At 72.6% G+C, this 15,247-nt stretch carries 18 protein-coding genes and 2 tRNA genes; 12 read left to right on the forward strand and 8 right to left on the reverse strand.

Annotated features, from left to right (window positions below):
* On the reverse strand, positions 1–1,077 hold the full coding sequence (locus Aeryth_RS02615; protein ID WP_067854296.1) for a Glu/Leu/Phe/Val dehydrogenase dimerization domain-containing protein: 1,077 nt from the start codon (positions 1,075–1,077) through the stop codon (positions 1–3).
* 146 nt (positions 1,078–1,223) lie between these two features.
* Here Aeryth_RS02615 and Aeryth_RS02620 point away from each other — a divergent pair, with 146 nt between their 5' ends.
* Positions 1,224–1,496, forward strand: a complete 273-nt coding sequence (locus Aeryth_RS02620) for a hypothetical protein (protein ID WP_067854299.1) — start codon at positions 1,224–1,226, stop codon at positions 1,494–1,496.
* A gap of 9 nt (positions 1,497–1,505) precedes the next feature.
* Here the strand turns inward: Aeryth_RS02620 and Aeryth_RS02625 are convergent, their stop codons facing one another.
* Both Aeryth_RS02625 and Aeryth_RS02630 read right to left on the reverse strand, forming a co-directional pair.
* Positions 1,506–2,324 (reverse strand): SDR family NAD(P)-dependent oxidoreductase, encoded by an 819-nt coding sequence (locus Aeryth_RS02625; RefSeq protein ID WP_067854300.1) that lies wholly within the window; start codon positions 2,322–2,324, stop codon positions 1,506–1,508.
* Positions 2,321–2,947 carry a TetR/AcrR family transcriptional regulator gene (locus Aeryth_RS02630; RefSeq protein ID WP_067854301.1) on the reverse strand — a complete coding sequence of 209 codons (627 nt, stop codon included), beginning with the start codon at positions 2,945–2,947 and terminating at the stop codon, positions 2,321–2,323. The genes Aeryth_RS02625 and Aeryth_RS02630 overlap by 4 nt, the downstream gene beginning before the upstream one ends.
* Positions 2,948–3,026: 79 nt before the next feature.
* On the opposite strand from Aeryth_RS02630, the gene Aeryth_RS02635 reads away from it, so the two are divergent.
* Positions 3,027–3,917: a sterol desaturase family protein gene (locus Aeryth_RS02635; protein ID WP_067854305.1), complete on the forward strand. Its 891-nt coding sequence runs from the start codon at positions 3,027–3,029 to the stop codon at positions 3,915–3,917.
* A gap of 12 nt (positions 3,918–3,929) precedes the next feature.
* Here the strand turns inward: Aeryth_RS02635 and Aeryth_RS02640 are convergent, their stop codons facing one another.
* The gene (locus Aeryth_RS02640) at positions 3,930–4,703 is read right to left on the reverse strand and encodes an SDR family oxidoreductase (RefSeq protein WP_067854308.1); all 774 of its coding nucleotides are present in this window, start codon (positions 4,701–4,703) and stop codon (positions 3,930–3,932) included.
* 60 nt (positions 4,704–4,763) lie between these two features.
* On the opposite strand from Aeryth_RS02640, the gene Aeryth_RS02645 reads away from it, so the two are divergent.
* The 3 genes from Aeryth_RS02645 (at position 4,764) to Aeryth_RS02655 (ending at position 7,982) form a co-directional block, all read left to right on the forward strand.
* Entirely contained in the window at positions 4,764–5,552 is a 789-nt protein-coding gene (locus tag Aeryth_RS02645) for an SGNH/GDSL hydrolase family protein (protein ID WP_067854311.1), read from the forward strand.
* Between the two features lie 56 nt (positions 5,553–5,608).
* Positions 5,609–6,295, forward strand: coding sequence for a 4'-phosphopantetheinyl transferase family protein (locus tag Aeryth_RS02650; protein ID WP_083516202.1), 687 nt, complete (start codon positions 5,609–5,611; stop codon positions 6,293–6,295).
* A gap of 145 nt (positions 6,296–6,440) precedes the next feature.
* Positions 6,441–7,982: an MFS transporter gene (locus tag Aeryth_RS02655; protein ID WP_067854314.1), complete on the forward strand. Its 1,542-nt coding sequence runs from the start codon at positions 6,441–6,443 to the stop codon at positions 7,980–7,982.
* Here Aeryth_RS02655 and Aeryth_RS02660 read toward each other — a convergent pair.
* Positions 7,979–8,551 (reverse strand): TetR/AcrR family transcriptional regulator, encoded by a 573-nt coding sequence (locus Aeryth_RS02660; RefSeq protein WP_067854317.1) that lies wholly within the window; start codon positions 8,549–8,551, stop codon positions 7,979–7,981. The genes Aeryth_RS02655 and Aeryth_RS02660 overlap by 4 nt on opposite strands.
* Before the next feature lie 620 nt (positions 8,552–9,171).
* On the opposite strand from Aeryth_RS02660, the gene Aeryth_RS02665 reads away from it, so the two are divergent.
* Together Aeryth_RS02665 and Aeryth_RS02670 are read left to right on the forward strand one after the other, a co-directional pair.
* A complete protein-coding gene (locus Aeryth_RS02665; RefSeq protein ID WP_067854320.1) occupies positions 9,172–9,681 on the forward strand; it encodes an FAD-binding oxidoreductase in 510 nt (169 codons plus the stop codon).
* Complete coding sequence (locus Aeryth_RS02670) at positions 9,585–10,469, forward strand: FAD-binding oxidoreductase (RefSeq protein WP_067854322.1); 885 nt, start codon at positions 9,585–9,587, stop codon at positions 10,467–10,469. The genes Aeryth_RS02665 and Aeryth_RS02670 overlap by 97 nt, the downstream gene beginning before the upstream one ends.
* A 259-nt stretch (positions 10,470–10,728) precedes the next feature.
* Here Aeryth_RS02670 and Aeryth_RS02675 read toward each other — a convergent pair.
* The 3 genes from Aeryth_RS02675 to Aeryth_RS02685 all read right to left on the reverse strand — a co-directional run bounded on the left by Aeryth_RS02675 (position 10,729) and on the right by Aeryth_RS02685 (position 11,798).
* Positions 10,729–10,801, reverse strand: a tRNA-Phe gene (locus tag Aeryth_RS02675).
* Positions 10,802–10,890: 89 nt separating this feature from the next.
* On the reverse strand, positions 10,891–11,502 hold the full coding sequence (locus Aeryth_RS02680; RefSeq protein WP_067854324.1) for a malonic semialdehyde reductase: 612 nt from the start codon (positions 11,500–11,502) through the stop codon (positions 10,891–10,893).
* A gap of 222 nt (positions 11,503–11,724) precedes the next feature.
* Positions 11,725–11,798: transfer RNA gene (locus Aeryth_RS02685), tRNA-Asp, on the reverse strand.
* Positions 11,799–11,987: 189 nt separating this feature from the next.
* On the opposite strand from Aeryth_RS02685, the gene Aeryth_RS02690 reads away from it, so the two are divergent.
* From Aeryth_RS02690 to Aeryth_RS02710, 5 genes are read left to right on the forward strand one after another with little or no spacing between them, the layout of a single operon-like run.
* Entirely contained in the window at positions 11,988–12,533 is a 546-nt protein-coding gene (locus Aeryth_RS02690; protein ID WP_067854326.1) for a cysteine dioxygenase, read from the forward strand.
* Positions 12,530–12,988, forward strand: a complete 459-nt coding sequence (locus tag Aeryth_RS02695) for a rhodanese-like domain-containing protein (protein ID WP_067854328.1) — start codon at positions 12,530–12,532, stop codon at positions 12,986–12,988. Before Aeryth_RS02690 ends, Aeryth_RS02695 begins: the two co-directional genes overlap by 4 nt.
* Entirely contained in the window at positions 12,985–13,797 is an 813-nt protein-coding gene (locus tag Aeryth_RS02700; protein ID WP_067854331.1) for an ABC transporter ATP-binding protein, read from the forward strand. Before Aeryth_RS02695 ends, Aeryth_RS02700 begins: the two co-directional genes overlap by 4 nt.
* A 3-nt stretch (positions 13,798–13,800) precedes the next feature.
* Complete coding sequence (locus Aeryth_RS02705; RefSeq protein WP_067854334.1) at positions 13,801–14,517, forward strand: ABC transporter permease; 717 nt, start codon at positions 13,801–13,803, stop codon at positions 14,515–14,517.
* The gene (locus Aeryth_RS02710; protein ID WP_083516204.1) at positions 14,514–15,242 is read left to right on the forward strand and encodes an ABC transporter permease; all 729 of its coding nucleotides are present in this window, start codon (positions 14,514–14,516) and stop codon (positions 15,240–15,242) included. Before Aeryth_RS02705 ends, Aeryth_RS02710 begins: the two co-directional genes overlap by 4 nt.
* The last annotated feature ends 5 nt before the right edge of the window (positions 15,243–15,247 follow it).

A 15,247-nucleotide genomic window follows, 5' to 3' on the forward strand; every position in this document is an offset into this window, starting at 1 on the left:
TCAGCGCGGCAGGTGGATGCGGCCCAGGCCGCCGACCTCCCGCATGCGCTGCTCGGCCTGACGGTCGGCCGCCTCGGCCGTCGTGAGGTGCTCGCTGGCGGCCCGCTCCAGCACCGCGAGCGTGGTGTCGAAGATGCCGGTGGCGCGCGCCTGCGCCCGCTCGAAGCTGAAGCCCTGCGGGTCGAGCTCGTCGGCCACCTGGATCACGCCGCCGGCGTTGACGCAGTAGTCGGGGGCGTAGGTGATGCCGCGCTCGGTGAGCAGCTTCGCGGTGCCCTCGTGGGCGAGCTGGTTGTTGGCGCCACCGCAGACGACCTGGGCGCTGAGCACGTCGACGACGTCGTCGCTCAGTGCGCGGCCGAGCGCGCAGGGGGCGTACACGTCCAGCTGCTCGCGCACGAGCTCGTCGGTGGACCCGACGACCCGCACCTGCGGGAAGCGGGCGGTGAGGCGTCCCAGTGCCTCGGCGTCGACGTCGGTGACGACGACCTGGGCGTCCTCCTCCACCAGGTGCTCGACGAGGTGCTTGCCGACCTTGCCCACGCCCGCGACGCCGACCGTGCGTCCGGCCAGGGACGCGTCGCCCCACACGTGCTGGGCGCTGGCGCGCATGCCCTGGTAGACCCCGAACGCGGTCAGGACCGACGAGTCGCCGGCGCCGCCGTGCTCGACCGTACGACCGGTCACGTACGACGTCTCGCGCGCGATGACGTCCATGTCGGGGCTGAACGTGCCGACGTCGCAGGCGGTGAAGTAGCGACCGTTCAGCGACTCGACCATCCGTCCGTAGGCCCGCAGGAGCGCCTCGGTCTTCTGGGTGCGCGGGTCGCCGATGATCACGGCCTTGCCGCCGCCGAGGTCGAGGCCGGCGAGGGCGTTCTTGTACGCCATGCCCTGGCTGAGGGCCAGCACGTCGGCGAGGGCGTCGGCCTCGCTCGCGTACGGGTGGAACCGCGTGCCGCCGAGGCCGGGGCCGAGGGCCGTGGAGTGCAGGCCGATGATGGCGCGCAGTCCGGTCGCCTCGTCGTGGCAGAACACGACCTGTTCGTGCGGGTGGCTGAAGACGGGGTCGGGCATGGGTGGCTCCTTGCAGAGGGCGTCGGTAGGGGTGGCCGACGCGCGGACGGTCGACCTCGGGGGTGGTGAGGTCTGCCCAGGATGCTACTCCCGCCGCTAGGCTGCGCGCAGGTTCCTGGGCGGTCCGGGACCGGTCAGGAGACGCGATGACGCCCCCGTACGTCGAGGCCCGCTCGATCCTCGTCGGTGGGGTGGTGCTGCTGGTCACGGGCGCGGCGATCCCCCTGGTGCTGCAGCTCCTCGTCCCCGACGGCTTCTCGGGAGGTCGCGGCGCCCTGCTCGTGCTGTCGTCCGTGACGGTCGCCTCGACAGTGCTCCTCGCCCTTGGTGCCGCGGTGATCGGCGCCGGGCTGGTGCTGCGGGCCCTCGAGCGGGCCGGCGTCATCGGGCCTGCCGACGGGCGCTCCGACGACCGCTGACGGCGCGGCTCAGTCGTCGCGGGTGCGGCGCGCGAGTCGACGGTCCATGCGGCGGATGCCGGGCGTGACCACCTTGGTGAGCACGCCCGGGAGCACGGACATGCCGGCCTCGGACACCGCGCCGCCGAGACTGGTGACCCGGGTGGGCCGGTCGACGGCTGCGCGGACGAGCCAGCCGCCCGCCTTGTCCGGGCTCATCATCGGCATGGCCGCGTAGATCGCGGTCGCGCCGGACATCGGCGTGCGCACCATCGGGAAGTGCACCACCGTCGTCGTCACGCCGTCGTGGCCGTGCTCGGCGAGCAGCGACCGGGCGAACGACTCGAGCGCTGCCTTGCTGCCGAGGTACGCCGAGAAGAGCGGGATCGGCAGCTGCGTCGACATCGTCGAGGAGAACACGACGTGACCGCGGGAGCCGTCGACCCGCTCCTGCTCGAGCAGGCGGGGCAGCAGCGCGAGCGTGAGCCGCACGGCGCCCAGGTAGTTGACCGCCATCGTCCGCTCGTAGTCGTGCAGCCGGTCGACGGACTCGCGGATCGGGCGCCGGATGGAGCGGGCGGCGTTGTTGACGAGCACGTCGATGCGCGGGTGCTCGGCGAGCAGCACGTCGACGACCGACCGGACGTCGGCGTCGTCGGTGAGGTCGACCGGGTGCACGTGCGCCGTGCCGCCGGCCTCGCGGACCCGCTGGGCGACGGCGGCGAGCTCGTCGGCGCGGCGGGCGAGCAGGCACACCGTCCAGCCGCGACGTCCCAGCTGCACGGCCGCCTCGGCGCCGATGCCGCTGGAGGAGCCGGTGAGCACCGCGACGCCCGGTCGTGCCGTCATCGCGTGGCGCCGGCGGCGTCGGTGAACAGGGCGGCGACGAGGCGGGTGACCCGCTCGACCATGTCGGCGGCGCTCTGCTCGGGGTGGGCGACCCACCAGTCCATGAGCGAGTCGACGATGCCGAGCCAGGTGGCGGTCATCGCGGAGACGTCGAGGCCGTCCTGCACGCCGGCGAGGGCGAGCAGCTCGCTGACCCCCTCGTGGGCCAGGGCGTGGATGCGGTCCGTGTGCGCCGCGACGACGGTGGCCACCTCGGGCGTGGACGGCGCGCTGCGGTCGTGCAGCAGACGCCACACGTGCCGTTGGTCCTCCAGCACGTCGAACATGCCCTCGAGCGTCCGCACGCCGCGCTCGAGGCCGACGACGTCGCCACGCGCCACGCGCTCGATCTCGTCGCCGAGCAGCGCGCCGGCGCGGTCGAGGCAGGCGGCGTACAGCCCCTCCTTCGACCCGAAGTAGGCGTAGACGAGCGGCTTGGAGATGCCTGCGGCGCGGGCGACGTCGGCGACGTTCGTGCCGACGAAGCCGTGGGTGCCGAAGGCGACCGAGGCGACGGCGAGGATCTGGCGCTCGCGGTCGGCGCGGGGGACCCCCTTGGTGCCGGCGTTGGGTCGAGCGGCCATGGCCCGGACTCTATCCGGGTCTGGCGCGCGGGTATGAACCGGTGGTAACTTACCCGCAAGTCATATACCTGGAGGCGCTGTGCACGACCTGCTCGACCCGCTCAAGAACCCGGTCACCTACGCCGCCCCGTTCTTCGTGCTCGCGATCCTCGTGGAGCTGGCGGCCCTGCGCTGGCTCGACCACGACGACAGCACGAGCGGCTACGCCCTGAAGGACGCCCGCACGTCGATCTCGATGGGGGTCCTGTCGCTGGTGTTCCTGACGGCGTTCAAGGTGGTGACGTTCTTCGGCTTCGTCGCCGTGTACGCCTACGTGGCGCCGTTCCACCTCCCGACGGACACCTGGTGGTACTGGGTGCTCGTCGTCCTCGGCGTCGACCTCGGCTACTACTGGCACCATCGGTTCAGCCACCGGGTGCGCATCGCGTGGGCGGGCCACCAGGCCCATCACTCGAGCGAGTTCATGAACTTCGGCACCGCGTTGCGCCAGAAGTGGAACCCGTGGTTCGAGTTCTTCTTCTGGCTGCCGCTCCCGCTGCTCGGATTCGCGCCCTGGACGCTCTACGTCGCCTTCGGGTTCAACCTCGTCTACCAGTTCTTCGTCCACACCGAGCTGGTCGGGAGGCTGCCCCGACCGGTCGAGTACGTCATGAACACGCCGTCGCACCACCGCGTGCACCACGGCAGCGACCCCGAGTACCTCGACAAGAACTACGGCGGCATCCTCATCGTCTGGGACCGCCTGTTCGGGTCGTTCGCGCCGGAGCTGCAGCGTCCCCGGTACGGGCTGACGAAGCAGGTCGACACCTACAACCTGCTCCGCCTGCAGTACGGCGACTACGTCGAGATCGTCCGCGACGTCCGCTCGAGCCCGCGGCTGCGCGACAAGCTCGGCTACCTGTTCGGCCCGCCGGGGTGGACGCCCGCCGACCGGACCGCGCCGGCCGACACGGTGCTGCCGCGCCGGTGACGCCGGTGCTGGTCAGAGGGTGCGCGAGATCCCGCCGTCGACGGGGAGCATGACGCCGCTGAGGTAGCCGGCGGCGGGGGAGAGCAGGAATGCGGCCGCCCGCCCGAACTCCTCGGGTCGGCCGTAGCGCCGCAGGGGGATGCCGGCGGCGGCGCGCTCGCGGGACCCGTCGGGGTCGCCCGACAGGGCGTCGAGCTCCCGCACGCGCTCGGTGTCGACCCGTCCCGGGAGCAGCGCGTTGACCCGCACGTCGCGGGGTCCGAGCTCGTCGGCGAGGTCCTTGGCGGCCATCGCGAGACCGGGTCGCAGGCCGTTGGAGATCCCGAGCCCCGTGACGGGTGCCTTGGCCGACGTCGACAGCACGAGCGCGATCGATCCGCCCTGGCCCGGCTCGATCGCCTCCGCCACCGTCGTGGCGACCCGCAGGCCGCCGAGGAAGACGCTCTCGAACGCACCGCGCCACTCCTCGTCGCTGCGGCCGAGGACGGTGCCCGGAGGCGGGCCGCCGACGCTCACGAGGGCTCCGTGCACGGCGCCGAAGCGCTCCTGGGCGAGCGCGACGAGCGCGGCGGGGGTGGCGGTGTCGGCGTTGTCGGCCGCGAGGCCCGCGACCCCACCCGGTCCGAGCTCGCCGAGCTCCGCGACGGCGGCGTCGACGGACTCCTGCGAGCGCGACGACAGCACGACGTTCGCGCCCTCCGCGACCAGCACCTCCGCGCTCGCGCGGCCGAGGCCGCGGGAGCCTCCGGTGACGACGTACGTCCTGCCTGCCAGTCCGAGGTCCATGTCGTCAGCCTACGGGGACCAGGCCGCGGTCCGCCGGGAGCGGGCTCCTAGCCTGGAGCGATGACCTACCGCACCTACGTCGCACTCGGGGACTCGTTCACGGAGGGCGTCGGCGACCACGACCTGACGCTGCCGAACGGGGTGCGGGGCTGGGCCGACCGGGTCGCCGAGGTGCTCGCCGCGCGGGCCGAGGAGGTCGGCTCGTCGTTCGCCTACGCGAACCTGGCGATCCGCGGTCGCAAGCTCGGTGCGGTGCTCGACGAGCAGCTCGAGCCGGCGCTCGCGGCGCGGCCGGACCTCGTCACGCTCTACGCCGGCGGCAACGACATCATGCGGCCGAGGGTCGACGTCGACGCGCTCGTGGCGCGCTACGACGACGCGGTCGGCCGGCTCGTCGGCACCGGTGCGACGGTCGTGCTGTTCACCGCGTTCGACCCGGCCGGGTTCCCCATCTTCGCGGCCGGGCGTGGCCGGTTCGCGATCTACAACGAGCTCGTCCGCGAGGTGGCCGAACGGCACGGCACGCGCCTGGTCGACTTCTGGCGCATGCGGGAGTACCGCGAGCCGCGGATGTGGGACGTCGACCGCCTGCACATGTCGTCGGCGGGTCACCAGCGCATGGCCATCGCCGTGCTCGACGTGCTCGGCGTCGCGCACGACCTCGAGCCGCTCGCGCTCGGCGAGGCCGTCGTCCGCACCCCGCGTGAGCTGCGTGCCGAGAACCTGGCCTGGGCCCGCACCCATGCAGCGCCCTGGATCAAGCGCCGGCTCACCGGCACCTCATCGGGCGACACGCTCTCCCCGCGCTACCCGCAGCCCGCGCGCTTCGGGACGTCGTCGCCGGAGTGACGCCGAGAACCGGGCGGTGACGTTCCCCAGCGGGGCGACGGCCCTAGCCTGGGGCGATGGGGACGCGAGCTGGCGGCGGTGACGGCGGGCTGCTCGCCGGGCTGGTGCCCGCCGGGGTGGTGGCGCGCGAGCTCGTGGCGGACCTGCGCCTGCAGGGTGACGACTCGGGCCTGAGCCCCGACGAGGCCGCGGTCGTCGCTGCCGCCGTGCCGCGTCGGCGACGCCAGTTCGCCGCGGGTCGGCGGCTCGCCCGCGAGGCCCTCGTCGACCTCGGGCGTGCGCCCGTGCCGATCCTTCCCGGCGCGCGTGGGGCGCCGACGTGGCCCGTCGGTGTCGTGGGGTCGGTGACGCACTGCGACGGCTACGTCGCCGCCGCGCTGGGGGAGGCGTCGCGGTGGCGCGCCCTGGGGATCGACGCGGAGCCGGCTGCCGCGCTCCCACCCACCGTGCTGGCGCGGATCGCGAGCGCGACCGAGCGCACCTGGCTGGCCGAGCGGTCGGCCGCGCGACCCGAGGTCGCCTGGGACCGCCTGCTGTTCTGCGTCAAGGAGGCGGTCTTCAAGGCCTGGTTCCCCGTGCACGGCACCTCGCCCGGCTTCCGCGGCGCCGAGGTGCGCCTGGACGACGGCGACGGCTTCGTCGCGACGGTCACGGACGGATCGAGCGCGTCCGTCGTCCGTGCGGAGGTGCCCGGCCGCTGGGTGCAGGCGCGCGGTCTGCTGGTCTGCGCCGCCTGGTCCTGACCGCCGGTCGGGCCACAGTCCGCACACCCCAGGGACACCGACGGCGGCGGGGGTGTACACCTGGCTACTTTTCGCTATCCTGAGAAAGCACCGCTTGTACACTTCTACGGGACTGCGACGCCACCGCCGACGACAGGGGACCTCCATGACCACCGAGAAGACCGTCACCACCGCCACCGACAGTCCGGGGGTCACGAGGCCCGGGCTGGCCCTGGCCGTGATCGCCGGCGCCCAGTTCATGGTGGTGCTCGACGGCACGATCATGAACATCGCGCTCTCCAGCATCCAGCAGGCGTTCGACATGAGCGGCGTGCTGCTCGCGTGGGTCGTGAACGCCTACGCGCTCGCCTTCGGCGGCTTCCTGCTGCTGGGTGGCCGGCTCGGTGACGTGCTCGGGCGCGTCGCCATCTTCCGGGTCGGCCTGGTGCTCTTCGCCGGCGCCTCGCTGCTCGGTGGTCTGGCCTGGTCGCAGGAGGTCCTCATCGGCGCCCGTGTCCTGCAGGGGATGGGTGCGGCCATCGTGGCCCCCGCCGCCCTCGCGCTCATCGCCACGTCGTTCGAGGGACAGGCGCGAGGTCGGGCGATGGGACTGTACGGCGCGATGGCCGGGCTCGGCTCCACCGCGGGTCTGCTGTTCGGTGGCGTGCTGACGTCCTACGCGAGCTGGCGCTGGGTGCTCCTGGTGAACATCCCGATCGCCGTCGCCCTGTTCCTCGGGGCCCGCTACCTGCGGTCGGGGGAGCGCCACCGCTCCGAGCTCAACATCCCGAGCGCGGTCCTCGGCACCCTCGGCGTGACCTCGCTCGTCTACGCGATCACGCGTAGTGGTGAGCACGGCTGGGGCGACCCGGCCTCGATCGCCCTCTACGGAGCGGCCGCGGTCTTCATCGGCGTCTTCGTGGTCGCCCAGGACCGTGTCGCGCACCCGCTGCTGCCGCTCGCCATCCTGCGCGACCGGACCCGCGCGGGCGCCAACGTCGCGATGCTGCTGCTCGGCACGGGGATGTTCGCGACGTACTACTTCTTCACGCTCTACATGCAGCAGGTGCTGGGGTACTCCGCGATCGAGTCGGCCTTGGCCTACCTGCCCTGGGCGACGGCCATCTTCGTCGGCTCCGGGGTGCTGGCGCCGCGGCTCCTCCCGCGGCTCGCGCCGGCCGTCATCGCCGGCGGTGGCCTGTCCGTCACCGCGCTCGGCATGCTCTGGCTGAGCTTCCTCGACGTCGACTCCGGCTACGCCACGGCGATCGTGGCGCCCATGGTGGTGACGGCCCTCGGCCTGGGGTCGACCTTCGTCCCGCTCACGATCTCGGCGATGTCCCGCGTCGACGGCCCCGACTCGGGTGCTGCGGCGGCGGTCATGAACACCGCCCAGCAGGTGGGTGGCGCCATCGGTCTCGCGACGCTCGTGGTCCTGGCCACCCAGGTCAGCACCGGCCAGCTGCCGTCCGCGGCCCAGGAGCTGCTGCGGGCCGAGTCCACCGGGGACGAGACGTTGCTCGCCTCCGCCCGCGCGGCACTCTCGGAGGGATTCACCACCGCGTTCCTCGCCGTCGCGGGGATCTACGTCCTCGCGGCGGTCGTGGTCGCGCTGACCGTGCGCCGTGACTCCGCGGTCGAGGGTCAGCAGGGGTCGCAGCGTGAGGGGCGGCGCGAGAGCCGGACGACCCCGGCTGGACCGGTCTAGGGGTGCAGCAGCGTGGCGACCATAGGAGACGCGACCTCGACGATGCGGTCGATGTCGGCGTCGGTGAGGTCCGGCAGCCCGATGATGTGCCGACCGCTCGCCAGGCCCATCATGATCGCGGAGAAGATCGCCGCGCGCAGGCGGGCCTCGTCGGCGTCGATGTGCCGCTCGATGACGTCGATCGACGCACGGGTCATGTGCTCTCGGAGCATCGACGCGGCGAGCTCGCTCGTCATGCTGGTGCGCAGCAGGACGGCCATCGGCGAGTGCGGGTCGGCCTCCCACATGCGCAGCATCGTGGAGACGTACCGCTGCGCCGACTCCTCCTGGCCCTCGGAGGTCAGAGCGTCGATGGGGATGTCCCAGGCCACGCACTCGCGGAACAGGTTCTCCTTGGTGCCGAAGTACTTCATGACGGAGGACTTGTCGATCTCGGCCTCCTCGGCCACGCGACGGATCGTCGTCCGCTCGTACCCGTGCGTGGCGAAGCACCGCCGAGCACTGTCGAGGATGCGCTGCCGTGTCAGCCCTCCCTTGGAGGTCGGACTGAGTGGTGCGGTCTTCTCCATGACGTCCTCTCGACTCGACCCGGTTGCGGGTCACGCAGCGCTGGGAAGCTCTCGCGGCCCGTCGAGGGCCGGCCGGACCGTCACGAGTGTACAAGCGTTGCCCTGATCGTTCGCCGCCTCCCACGCCCCAGCGGGACGGCTCGTACCGGCCGCACCGGCCAGACAAGGAGACCCACCGATGGACCCGATCGAGAAGACCCCCGTCGGCACCTGGAAGGGTGTCGCGCCGCACGACGGTCGTGAGGACGCGTTCCTCCTGTCGTTCGCCGGCGACGGCACCGTGGCCCTGCGGACCCCGGCGAGCGAGGGCCACGGCGCGTGGACGTCGCGAGCCGAAGGGTTCTCGTACACGCTCGTCGAGACCCTCTTCGACCGGGAGCACCCGGTCCAGGTGCACATCGCCGTCGACGCGGTGATCGACGGCGAGACGTACCGGGGCAGCGGCACGGCCGAGGTCCAGGTCGCCGGCCGGACGGTCGCCTCGACGACGACCGACTTCGTCGCGTCGCGGACAGGACCGGGGGGTCGCGCCGTGGCACGTCGTCGAGCCGGGCCCGGGGTACCTGCGCGCGGATCTCGACAGCACGCTCGCGGCACTGCCGGAGCCCGTCGCGGCCTTCGTGCCGCAGACCGACGAGGACTGGCGCGGGTGGAACCTGACCCTCGACGTCCCGCCGGCCCTCGTCGTGCGTCCTCGGACCGGGGGCCAGGTGGCCGCGGCGCTCCGCGTGGCCGACGAGCACGGCTGGCCCGTGGCCGTCCAGGCCACCGGCCACGGCGCCTCGGTGGAGCTGGGCCGCTCGATCCTGCTCGACCTGTCCGGGCTCGACGACGTCGAGCTGAGACCCGACACGGTCGTCGTCGGCGCGGGAGTCCGCTGGCGCGACGTCCTGCCGACCGTCGTCGCCGCCGGGCGGGTCGCGCTCTGCGGCTCCTCGCCCGACGTCGGCGTCGCGGGCTACCTCTCCGGTGGGGGCTGCCCGTGCTCGCCCGCAGTCACGGACTGGCGGCCGACACGGTCCGGTCGCTGGAGGTGGCGACGGTCGACGGCGAGCTCCACGTCTGCTCGCCGACCCAGCGGCCCGACCTGTTCGCCGCCTCGCTCGGAGGCCGGGGCAACGCCGGGGTGATCGTGTCGGCCGAGATCGCCACCCCGGTGCTCGAGTCCTTCGTCGGCGGCACCATCACGTTTGGGGAGGAGGACGTCGACGAGGTCATCCGCACGTGGGCTGCATGGAGCCGAGACCTGCCGCAGGAGATGAGCTCCTCGCTCGTCGTGCTCCGCTTCCCCGACCTGCCGCAGACGCCGCCGGAGAAGCGCAACCGCTACTTCGTCCAGGTCCGGGTGGCCTATGTCGGGTCCCTCGACGCGGCCGACGCACTCCTGAAGCCGCTGCGCGCCCTGACGGTGGAGGCCGACACCGTCAGGCCGATGCCCTACGACCAGATCGGCCAGGTCTACCTCGACCCGCCGCGGGCCACCCCGGCGTGGATCGAGACCAGGGTGCTCGACGAGCTTCCCGACGACGCGGTCGAGGCGCTCGTGTCCGTGGCCGGGCAGCACGCGACGCTCCCGTTCGGCGGGGTCGAGCTGCGCCAGCTGGGTGGCGTGCTCGCCTCGACCGTCTCGGTGTCGACGGCCAGCCACGCCCGCGGCGGCTACCAGCTGTTCGTGACCAACCCGGCGTTCGAGGACCGTCGCGAGGAGGTCTTCGCCGCGCAGCGCTCCGTGCTCGACGCGCTGGCGCCGTGGCTGCCCGAGAAGGCGCTGCCCGGCTTCCTGTTCAGCAAGGACCAGACACGTCGTCGGGTCCGACGTGCCTACGACGACGCCGACTGGGAGGCGCTGTGCGCGGCCAAGGAGGCCTACGACCCCATGAACGTGCTCCGGGTGAACCACAACATCACCCGAGGCTGATCCGGACCGGAACTGCCGGGCCGACGCCCAGCACGGAGTACCGCGAGCTGCTCGTCCGCCAGCTGGCCTCACCCGTGCAGCGGCGGGCCTGCTGCGCGTGGATGCGCCGGGCCGGGATCGGGGACGGCGACGTCGTCGAGCACGGTCCCGGCACCACGCTGACCAAGCTCTACCAGCAGAACGCGATCGTCTGAAGCGCGTGCCGCAGCGCTCGTGGTGCCACAAGAGAGGGCCAGTCCGGGAAGATGGACCGTGGAGGTGGTCAGGAGCGGGGTCGAACCGCTGACCTTCCGCTTTTCAGGCGGACGCTCTACCAACTGAGCTACCTGACCTTCGCCCGTCGTCGTACCGGGCGACGATCACCTTATCGCACGCCCCCGGGAGAGCGCGCAGGCGGTGACCGTCGCCCGTGACGAGGGGCTCAGACGACGGTGACGGCGTCGTCGAAGGAGATGCGCGGCAGCCGGTCGGCCCAGGCGTCGGGGCCGGGGTGCCCGATGTTGATGACGTACTCCGAGCGCCATGAGGTGCCCGCGAGGAACTCGGCGTCGACGCCGGCGCGGTCGAAGCCGGCCATCGGACCGGCGGCCAGACCCGCCGCGCGGATGGCGAGGATCAGGTAGCCCGTCTGGAGTGCGGTGTTCAGACGTGCGTTGTCGACGCGCAGCTCGGCATCGTCGTCGAACATCTTCCGCACGCCGGGCGCGTGGGGGAAGTGCTCCTCGAGACGCTCCTGGAACGCCTCGTCGGCCGCGACGATGACGACGGCCGGCGCCGAGGCGGTCTTCGCCTTGTTGCTGCCGCCCATGTGCTGGACCAGGCGCTCGCGGGCCTCGGGACTCTGCACCACGACGAGGCGCAGCGGCTGGTTGTTCATCGCCGTCGGGCCGAAGCGGAACAGGTCGTGGATCGCCCGGATGTCGTCGACCGTCACCGGCTCGTCGGTGAACGTGTTGGCGGTGCGCGCCTCACGGAACAGGGTGTCGAGGGCCGCATCGTCGAGGACGTACGGCGTCGTGCTCGTGGAAGTCATGGAACGTTCAACGACAAGGTCGAACGGCAGCATTCCCGCTGTGATCCACCAGACACCGTCACGTGCATGCCAGGCAGTCCCCCCAACCCCAAGGCATCTCCCCCACGCAGGGCTGGGTGGGGGAGTCGCCCTTGCGGTGGGGCCCAACCCCAAGGGCAGAGGACACGCAGCACGAGGAAGAACCCACGCCTGGCGGCGTGGGCCCTTCCTCGTGCTTCTCTGCGACCCCGACGGGACTCGAACCCGCGACCTCCGCCGTGACAGGGCGGCGCGCTAACCAACTGCGCCACGGGGCCTTGCAGTGCGGCTCAACCGCGGACGCAACTGTATCCCATCCCCGCGACCACCCACACCAGGCCCCCCTCCTGGGCGGCGCGGCCAGAGGCGCGACGGCGCGGATCTATCACGACCATCCCCTCGTCAGCGACCCTTCCGCATCGTGGGACGTCGTCCGCTGGGGCGCGGGGAACGGTTCGATCAGACCCATGAGCCCACGACGTCGCCGCCACGCCCTGCCCCTCGCGCAGCTCGTGGAGCAGGCGACCTGTGTGGCCGAGCAGGTGCGTGCCGAGCTCCACTCCGTGCACGCCGACCCCGACGAGCGGTGGCACGTGCGCCTGCACCACGACGCCGACGTCGACGTCTGGCTGATCTCCTGGACCGAGGAGCAGGGCACGCAGCTCCACGGTCACGGCGGGTCCAGCGGCGCGTTCACGGTCGTCGCCGGCGAGCTCGACGAGCTCGTGTGGGACCCGGCCGCGCGCGAGCTCGAGGAGAGCACCCGCACGCGCGGCGACGTGGTGGCGTTCGGCCCCGGCTACGTGCACGACGTGCGCAACACGCGGGAGGCCACCGCGGTGAGCGTCCACGTGTACTCGCCCCCGCTCGAGCGGATGGACTTCTTCGACGTCGAGCGGGGCTCCGACGGCGCCGACCAGCTCGTGCGCCTCGCGCACGTCTGGAGCGACGACCCCGAGATCGCCGCCCCCGAGAGCGTCCGCGGCCCCGCGGCAGGACGGGTCGCATCGTGAGCGCGCTGCCCGCCGAGCCGCCCCGACGTCGCGCGCGCTTCGCCTCCGTCGACGCGCTGCTCGCCGACGCCCGACGTCAGCTCGTGCGCGTCACGCCCCATCAGGCCGCCCACCGGGTCCGCGCCGGCGCCGTCCTCGTCGACATCCGACCGCAGTGGCAGCGCGAGGCCGACGGGGTCGTGCCGGGTGCGCTGCACGTCGACCGCAACCACCTCGAGTGGCGTCTGCACCCCGAGTCGGGGGCGAGCCTCCCGCAGGCGACCTGGGACGCCGAGTGGATCGTCCTGTGCACCGAGGGCTACACGTCGTCGCTCGCGGCGGCAGCGCTGCGCTCGCTCGGCCTCGACGCCACCGACGTCGTCGGGGGGATCCATGCCTGGCGTGCGGCCGGACTCCCGGTCTCGACCCTTCCGATTGCCGATGTCAGTGGGGCCGGGGAGACTGTCGTCCCATGATCGAGTACCGGTCCGTCGGGAAGACGTTCCCGGACGGGACCCAGGCCGTCGCCTCCTTCGACCTCACCATCCCCTCACGCACCACCACCGTGTTCGTCGGCTCCTCCGGCTGTGGCAAGACGACGCTGCTGCGGATGGTCAACCGCATGGTCGACCCGACCGCCGGCCAGGTGCTGATCGACGACGTCGACGTCGCCACGCAGAACCCTGTCGCCCTGCGACGCAGCATCGGCTACGTCATGCAGCACGCCGGCCTGCTGCCGCACCGCAAGGTCGTCGACAACGTCGCCACGGTGCTCCGGCTCAACGGCACCGACAAGAAGGCCGCGCGGGAGCGGGCGCTGGAGGTGCTGCGCACGGTCGGGCTCGACGAGTCGCAGGCGCGCAAGTACCCCGGGCAGCTCTCGGGCGGGCAGCAGCAGCGCGTGGGCGTGGCCCGCGGTCTCGCGACCGACCCCAACATCCTCCTCATGGACGAGCCGTTCGGCGCCGTCGACCCCATCGTCCGGCTCGAGCTGCAGGTCGAGCTGCGTCGGCTGCAGACCCAGCTCGACAAGACGATCGTGTTCGTCACCCACGACATCGACGAGGCGTTCGCGCTCGGCGACCAGGTCGTCATCCTCAAGAAGGGCGGCGAGGTGGCCCAGGTCGGTGCCCCCGCCGACATCCTCGCCCGTCCCGCCGACGACTTCGTCGCCAGCTTCGTCGGCCTCGACAAGGGCGGCCGCTCGTTGCACGTGGAGGATCGTGACGGCCGCAAGGTCGTCGTCGACGCGTCGGGACGTCCCGCCGGCGTCCTGGAGGGCTGACCCGTGGAGTGGGCGTGGCGCAACCGTGACCAGGTGCTCGAGCTGTTCTGGCAGCACACCTGGCTGAGCGTCGTCCCTCTCGTCATCGGGTTCCTCCTCGCCGTGCCGATCGGCTGGTACGCGAGCCGGCACCCACGGCTGCGCGGCACCCTGCTCGGGGTGGGCAGCGTGCTCTACACGATCCCGTCGCTCGCCCTCTTCGTCACGCTGCCCGGCATCATCGGCACGGGCTTCCTCGACCCGCTCAACGTGGTCGTGGCACTCAGCGTCTACGCGGTCGCGATCATGGTGCGCACGGCCGCCGACGCGTTCACGTCGGTCTCGCCGGCCGTCCTCGACTCTGCGACCGCCACCGGCTACTCCTCGCGGCAGCGGGGCTTCGGCGTCGAGCTGCCCCTCGCCGGCCCGGTGCTGCTCGCCGGCGTCCGCGTGGTCAGCGTCTCGACCGTCAGCCTGGTCAGCGTCGGCGCCCTGATCGGCGTCTCCAGCCTCGGCTCGCTGTTCACCAACGGCTACCGGCGCGACTTCCTCACCGAGATCGTCGTCGGCCTCGTCGGCATCGTGGTGCTGGCCCTCGTGCTCGACGCGCTCCTGGTGCTCGCGGGACGGCTGCTCATGCCGTGGGACCGCCAGAGCCGGCGGGCCCAGGGCCCGTTCTGGCGTCGGTTCGCGGGCGGTCGGGTCGCCGAGAGCGCCGTGACTCTCGGGGGCGAGGCATGAGCGTCGTCTCCGACGCCGTCGACTGGCTCTCCGACGGCGCGCACTGGACCGGTCAGACCGGGATCCCGAACCGGGTGCTCGAGCACCTGGGCTACACGAGCCTCACGTTGGTCGTGGCCGCGGCGGTCGCCGTGCCGCTCGGCCTCTACATCGGGCACACCGGCCGCTTCCGCGGCCTGGCGATCGGGGTCACTGGCGCGCTGCGCGCCCTGCCCACGCTCGGGGTGCTGACGCTGCTCACACTCCTGCTCGGCATCGGCCTCGGCGCACCGATCCTGGCGCTCACGGTGCTCGCGGTGCCGCCGCTGCTCGCTGGCGTCTACGCGGGCGTGGAGTCCGTCGACCCCCAGACCGTCGACGCCGCCCGCGCGCAGGGCATGACCGAGTGGCAGGTGCTCACGCGGGTCGAGGTGCCGCTGGGCCTGCCGCTCGTCGTCGGCGGGTTCCGCGCCGCGACGCTGCAGGTGGTCGCGACCGCGACCGTCGCGGCCTACGTGTCCCTCGGCGGCCTCGGGCGCTACATCTTCGACGGCCAGGCCGTGCGCGACTACCCGCAGATGGTCGGCGGGTCGGTCGTGGTGGTCGTCCTCGCGCTGCTGCTCGACGGCCTGTTCGCCGTCGCGCAGGCGGCGGCCGAGCGGCGCGCCCGCCCTTCCCGACGCGCCACGACCGCCTCCTCCAGCACCGATCCGACCCCCACCAGCCAGAGCACGACCACCCCCTAGGAGAG

Source organism: Aeromicrobium erythreum (assembly GCF_001509405.1).
GTDB lineage: Bacteria > Actinomycetota > Actinomycetes > Propionibacteriales > Nocardioidaceae > Aeromicrobium > Aeromicrobium erythreum.

What these genes read in the sequence shown, in the direction of transcription:
- Aeryth_RS02615 (WP_067854296.1), bottom strand. Translation starts at nt 1,077, where the DNA reads ATGCCCGACCCCGTCTTCAGCCACCCGCACGAACAGGTCGTGTTCTGC.
- Aeryth_RS02620 (WP_067854299.1), top strand. Translation starts at nt 1,224, where the DNA reads ATGACGCCCCCGTACGTCGAGGCCCGCTCGATCCTCGTCGGTGGGGTG.
- Aeryth_RS02625 (WP_067854300.1), bottom strand. Translation starts at nt 2,324, where the DNA reads ATGACGGCACGACCGGGCGTCGCGGTGCTCACCGGCTCCTCCAGCGGC.
- Aeryth_RS02630 (WP_067854301.1), bottom strand. Translation starts at nt 2,947, where the DNA reads ATGGCCGCTCGACCCAACGCCGGCACCAAGGGGGTCCCCCGCGCCGAC.
- Aeryth_RS02640 (WP_067854308.1), bottom strand. Translation starts at nt 4,703, where the DNA reads ATGGACCTCGGACTGGCAGGCAGGACGTACGTCGTCACCGGAGGCTCC.
- Aeryth_RS02645 (WP_067854311.1), top strand. Translation starts at nt 4,764, where the DNA reads ATGACCTACCGCACCTACGTCGCACTCGGGGACTCGTTCACGGAGGGC.
- Aeryth_RS02650 (WP_083516202.1), top strand. Translation starts at nt 5,609, where the DNA reads ATGGGGACGCGAGCTGGCGGCGGTGACGGCGGGCTGCTCGCCGGGCTG.
- Aeryth_RS02655 (WP_067854314.1), top strand. Translation starts at nt 6,441, where the DNA reads ATGACCACCGAGAAGACCGTCACCACCGCCACCGACAGTCCGGGGGTC.
- Aeryth_RS02660 (WP_067854317.1), bottom strand. Translation starts at nt 8,551, where the DNA reads ATGGAGAAGACCGCACCACTCAGTCCGACCTCCAAGGGAGGGCTGACA.
- Aeryth_RS02680 (WP_067854324.1), bottom strand. Translation starts at nt 11,502, where the DNA reads ATGACTTCCACGAGCACGACGCCGTACGTCCTCGACGATGCGGCCCTC.
- Aeryth_RS02690 (WP_067854326.1), top strand. Translation starts at nt 11,988, where the DNA reads ATGAGCCCACGACGTCGCCGCCACGCCCTGCCCCTCGCGCAGCTCGTG.
- Aeryth_RS02700 (WP_067854331.1), top strand. Translation starts at nt 12,985, where the DNA reads ATGATCGAGTACCGGTCCGTCGGGAAGACGTTCCCGGACGGGACCCAG.
- Aeryth_RS02710 (WP_083516204.1), top strand. Translation starts at nt 14,514, where the DNA reads ATGAGCGTCGTCTCCGACGCCGTCGACTGGCTCTCCGACGGCGCGCAC.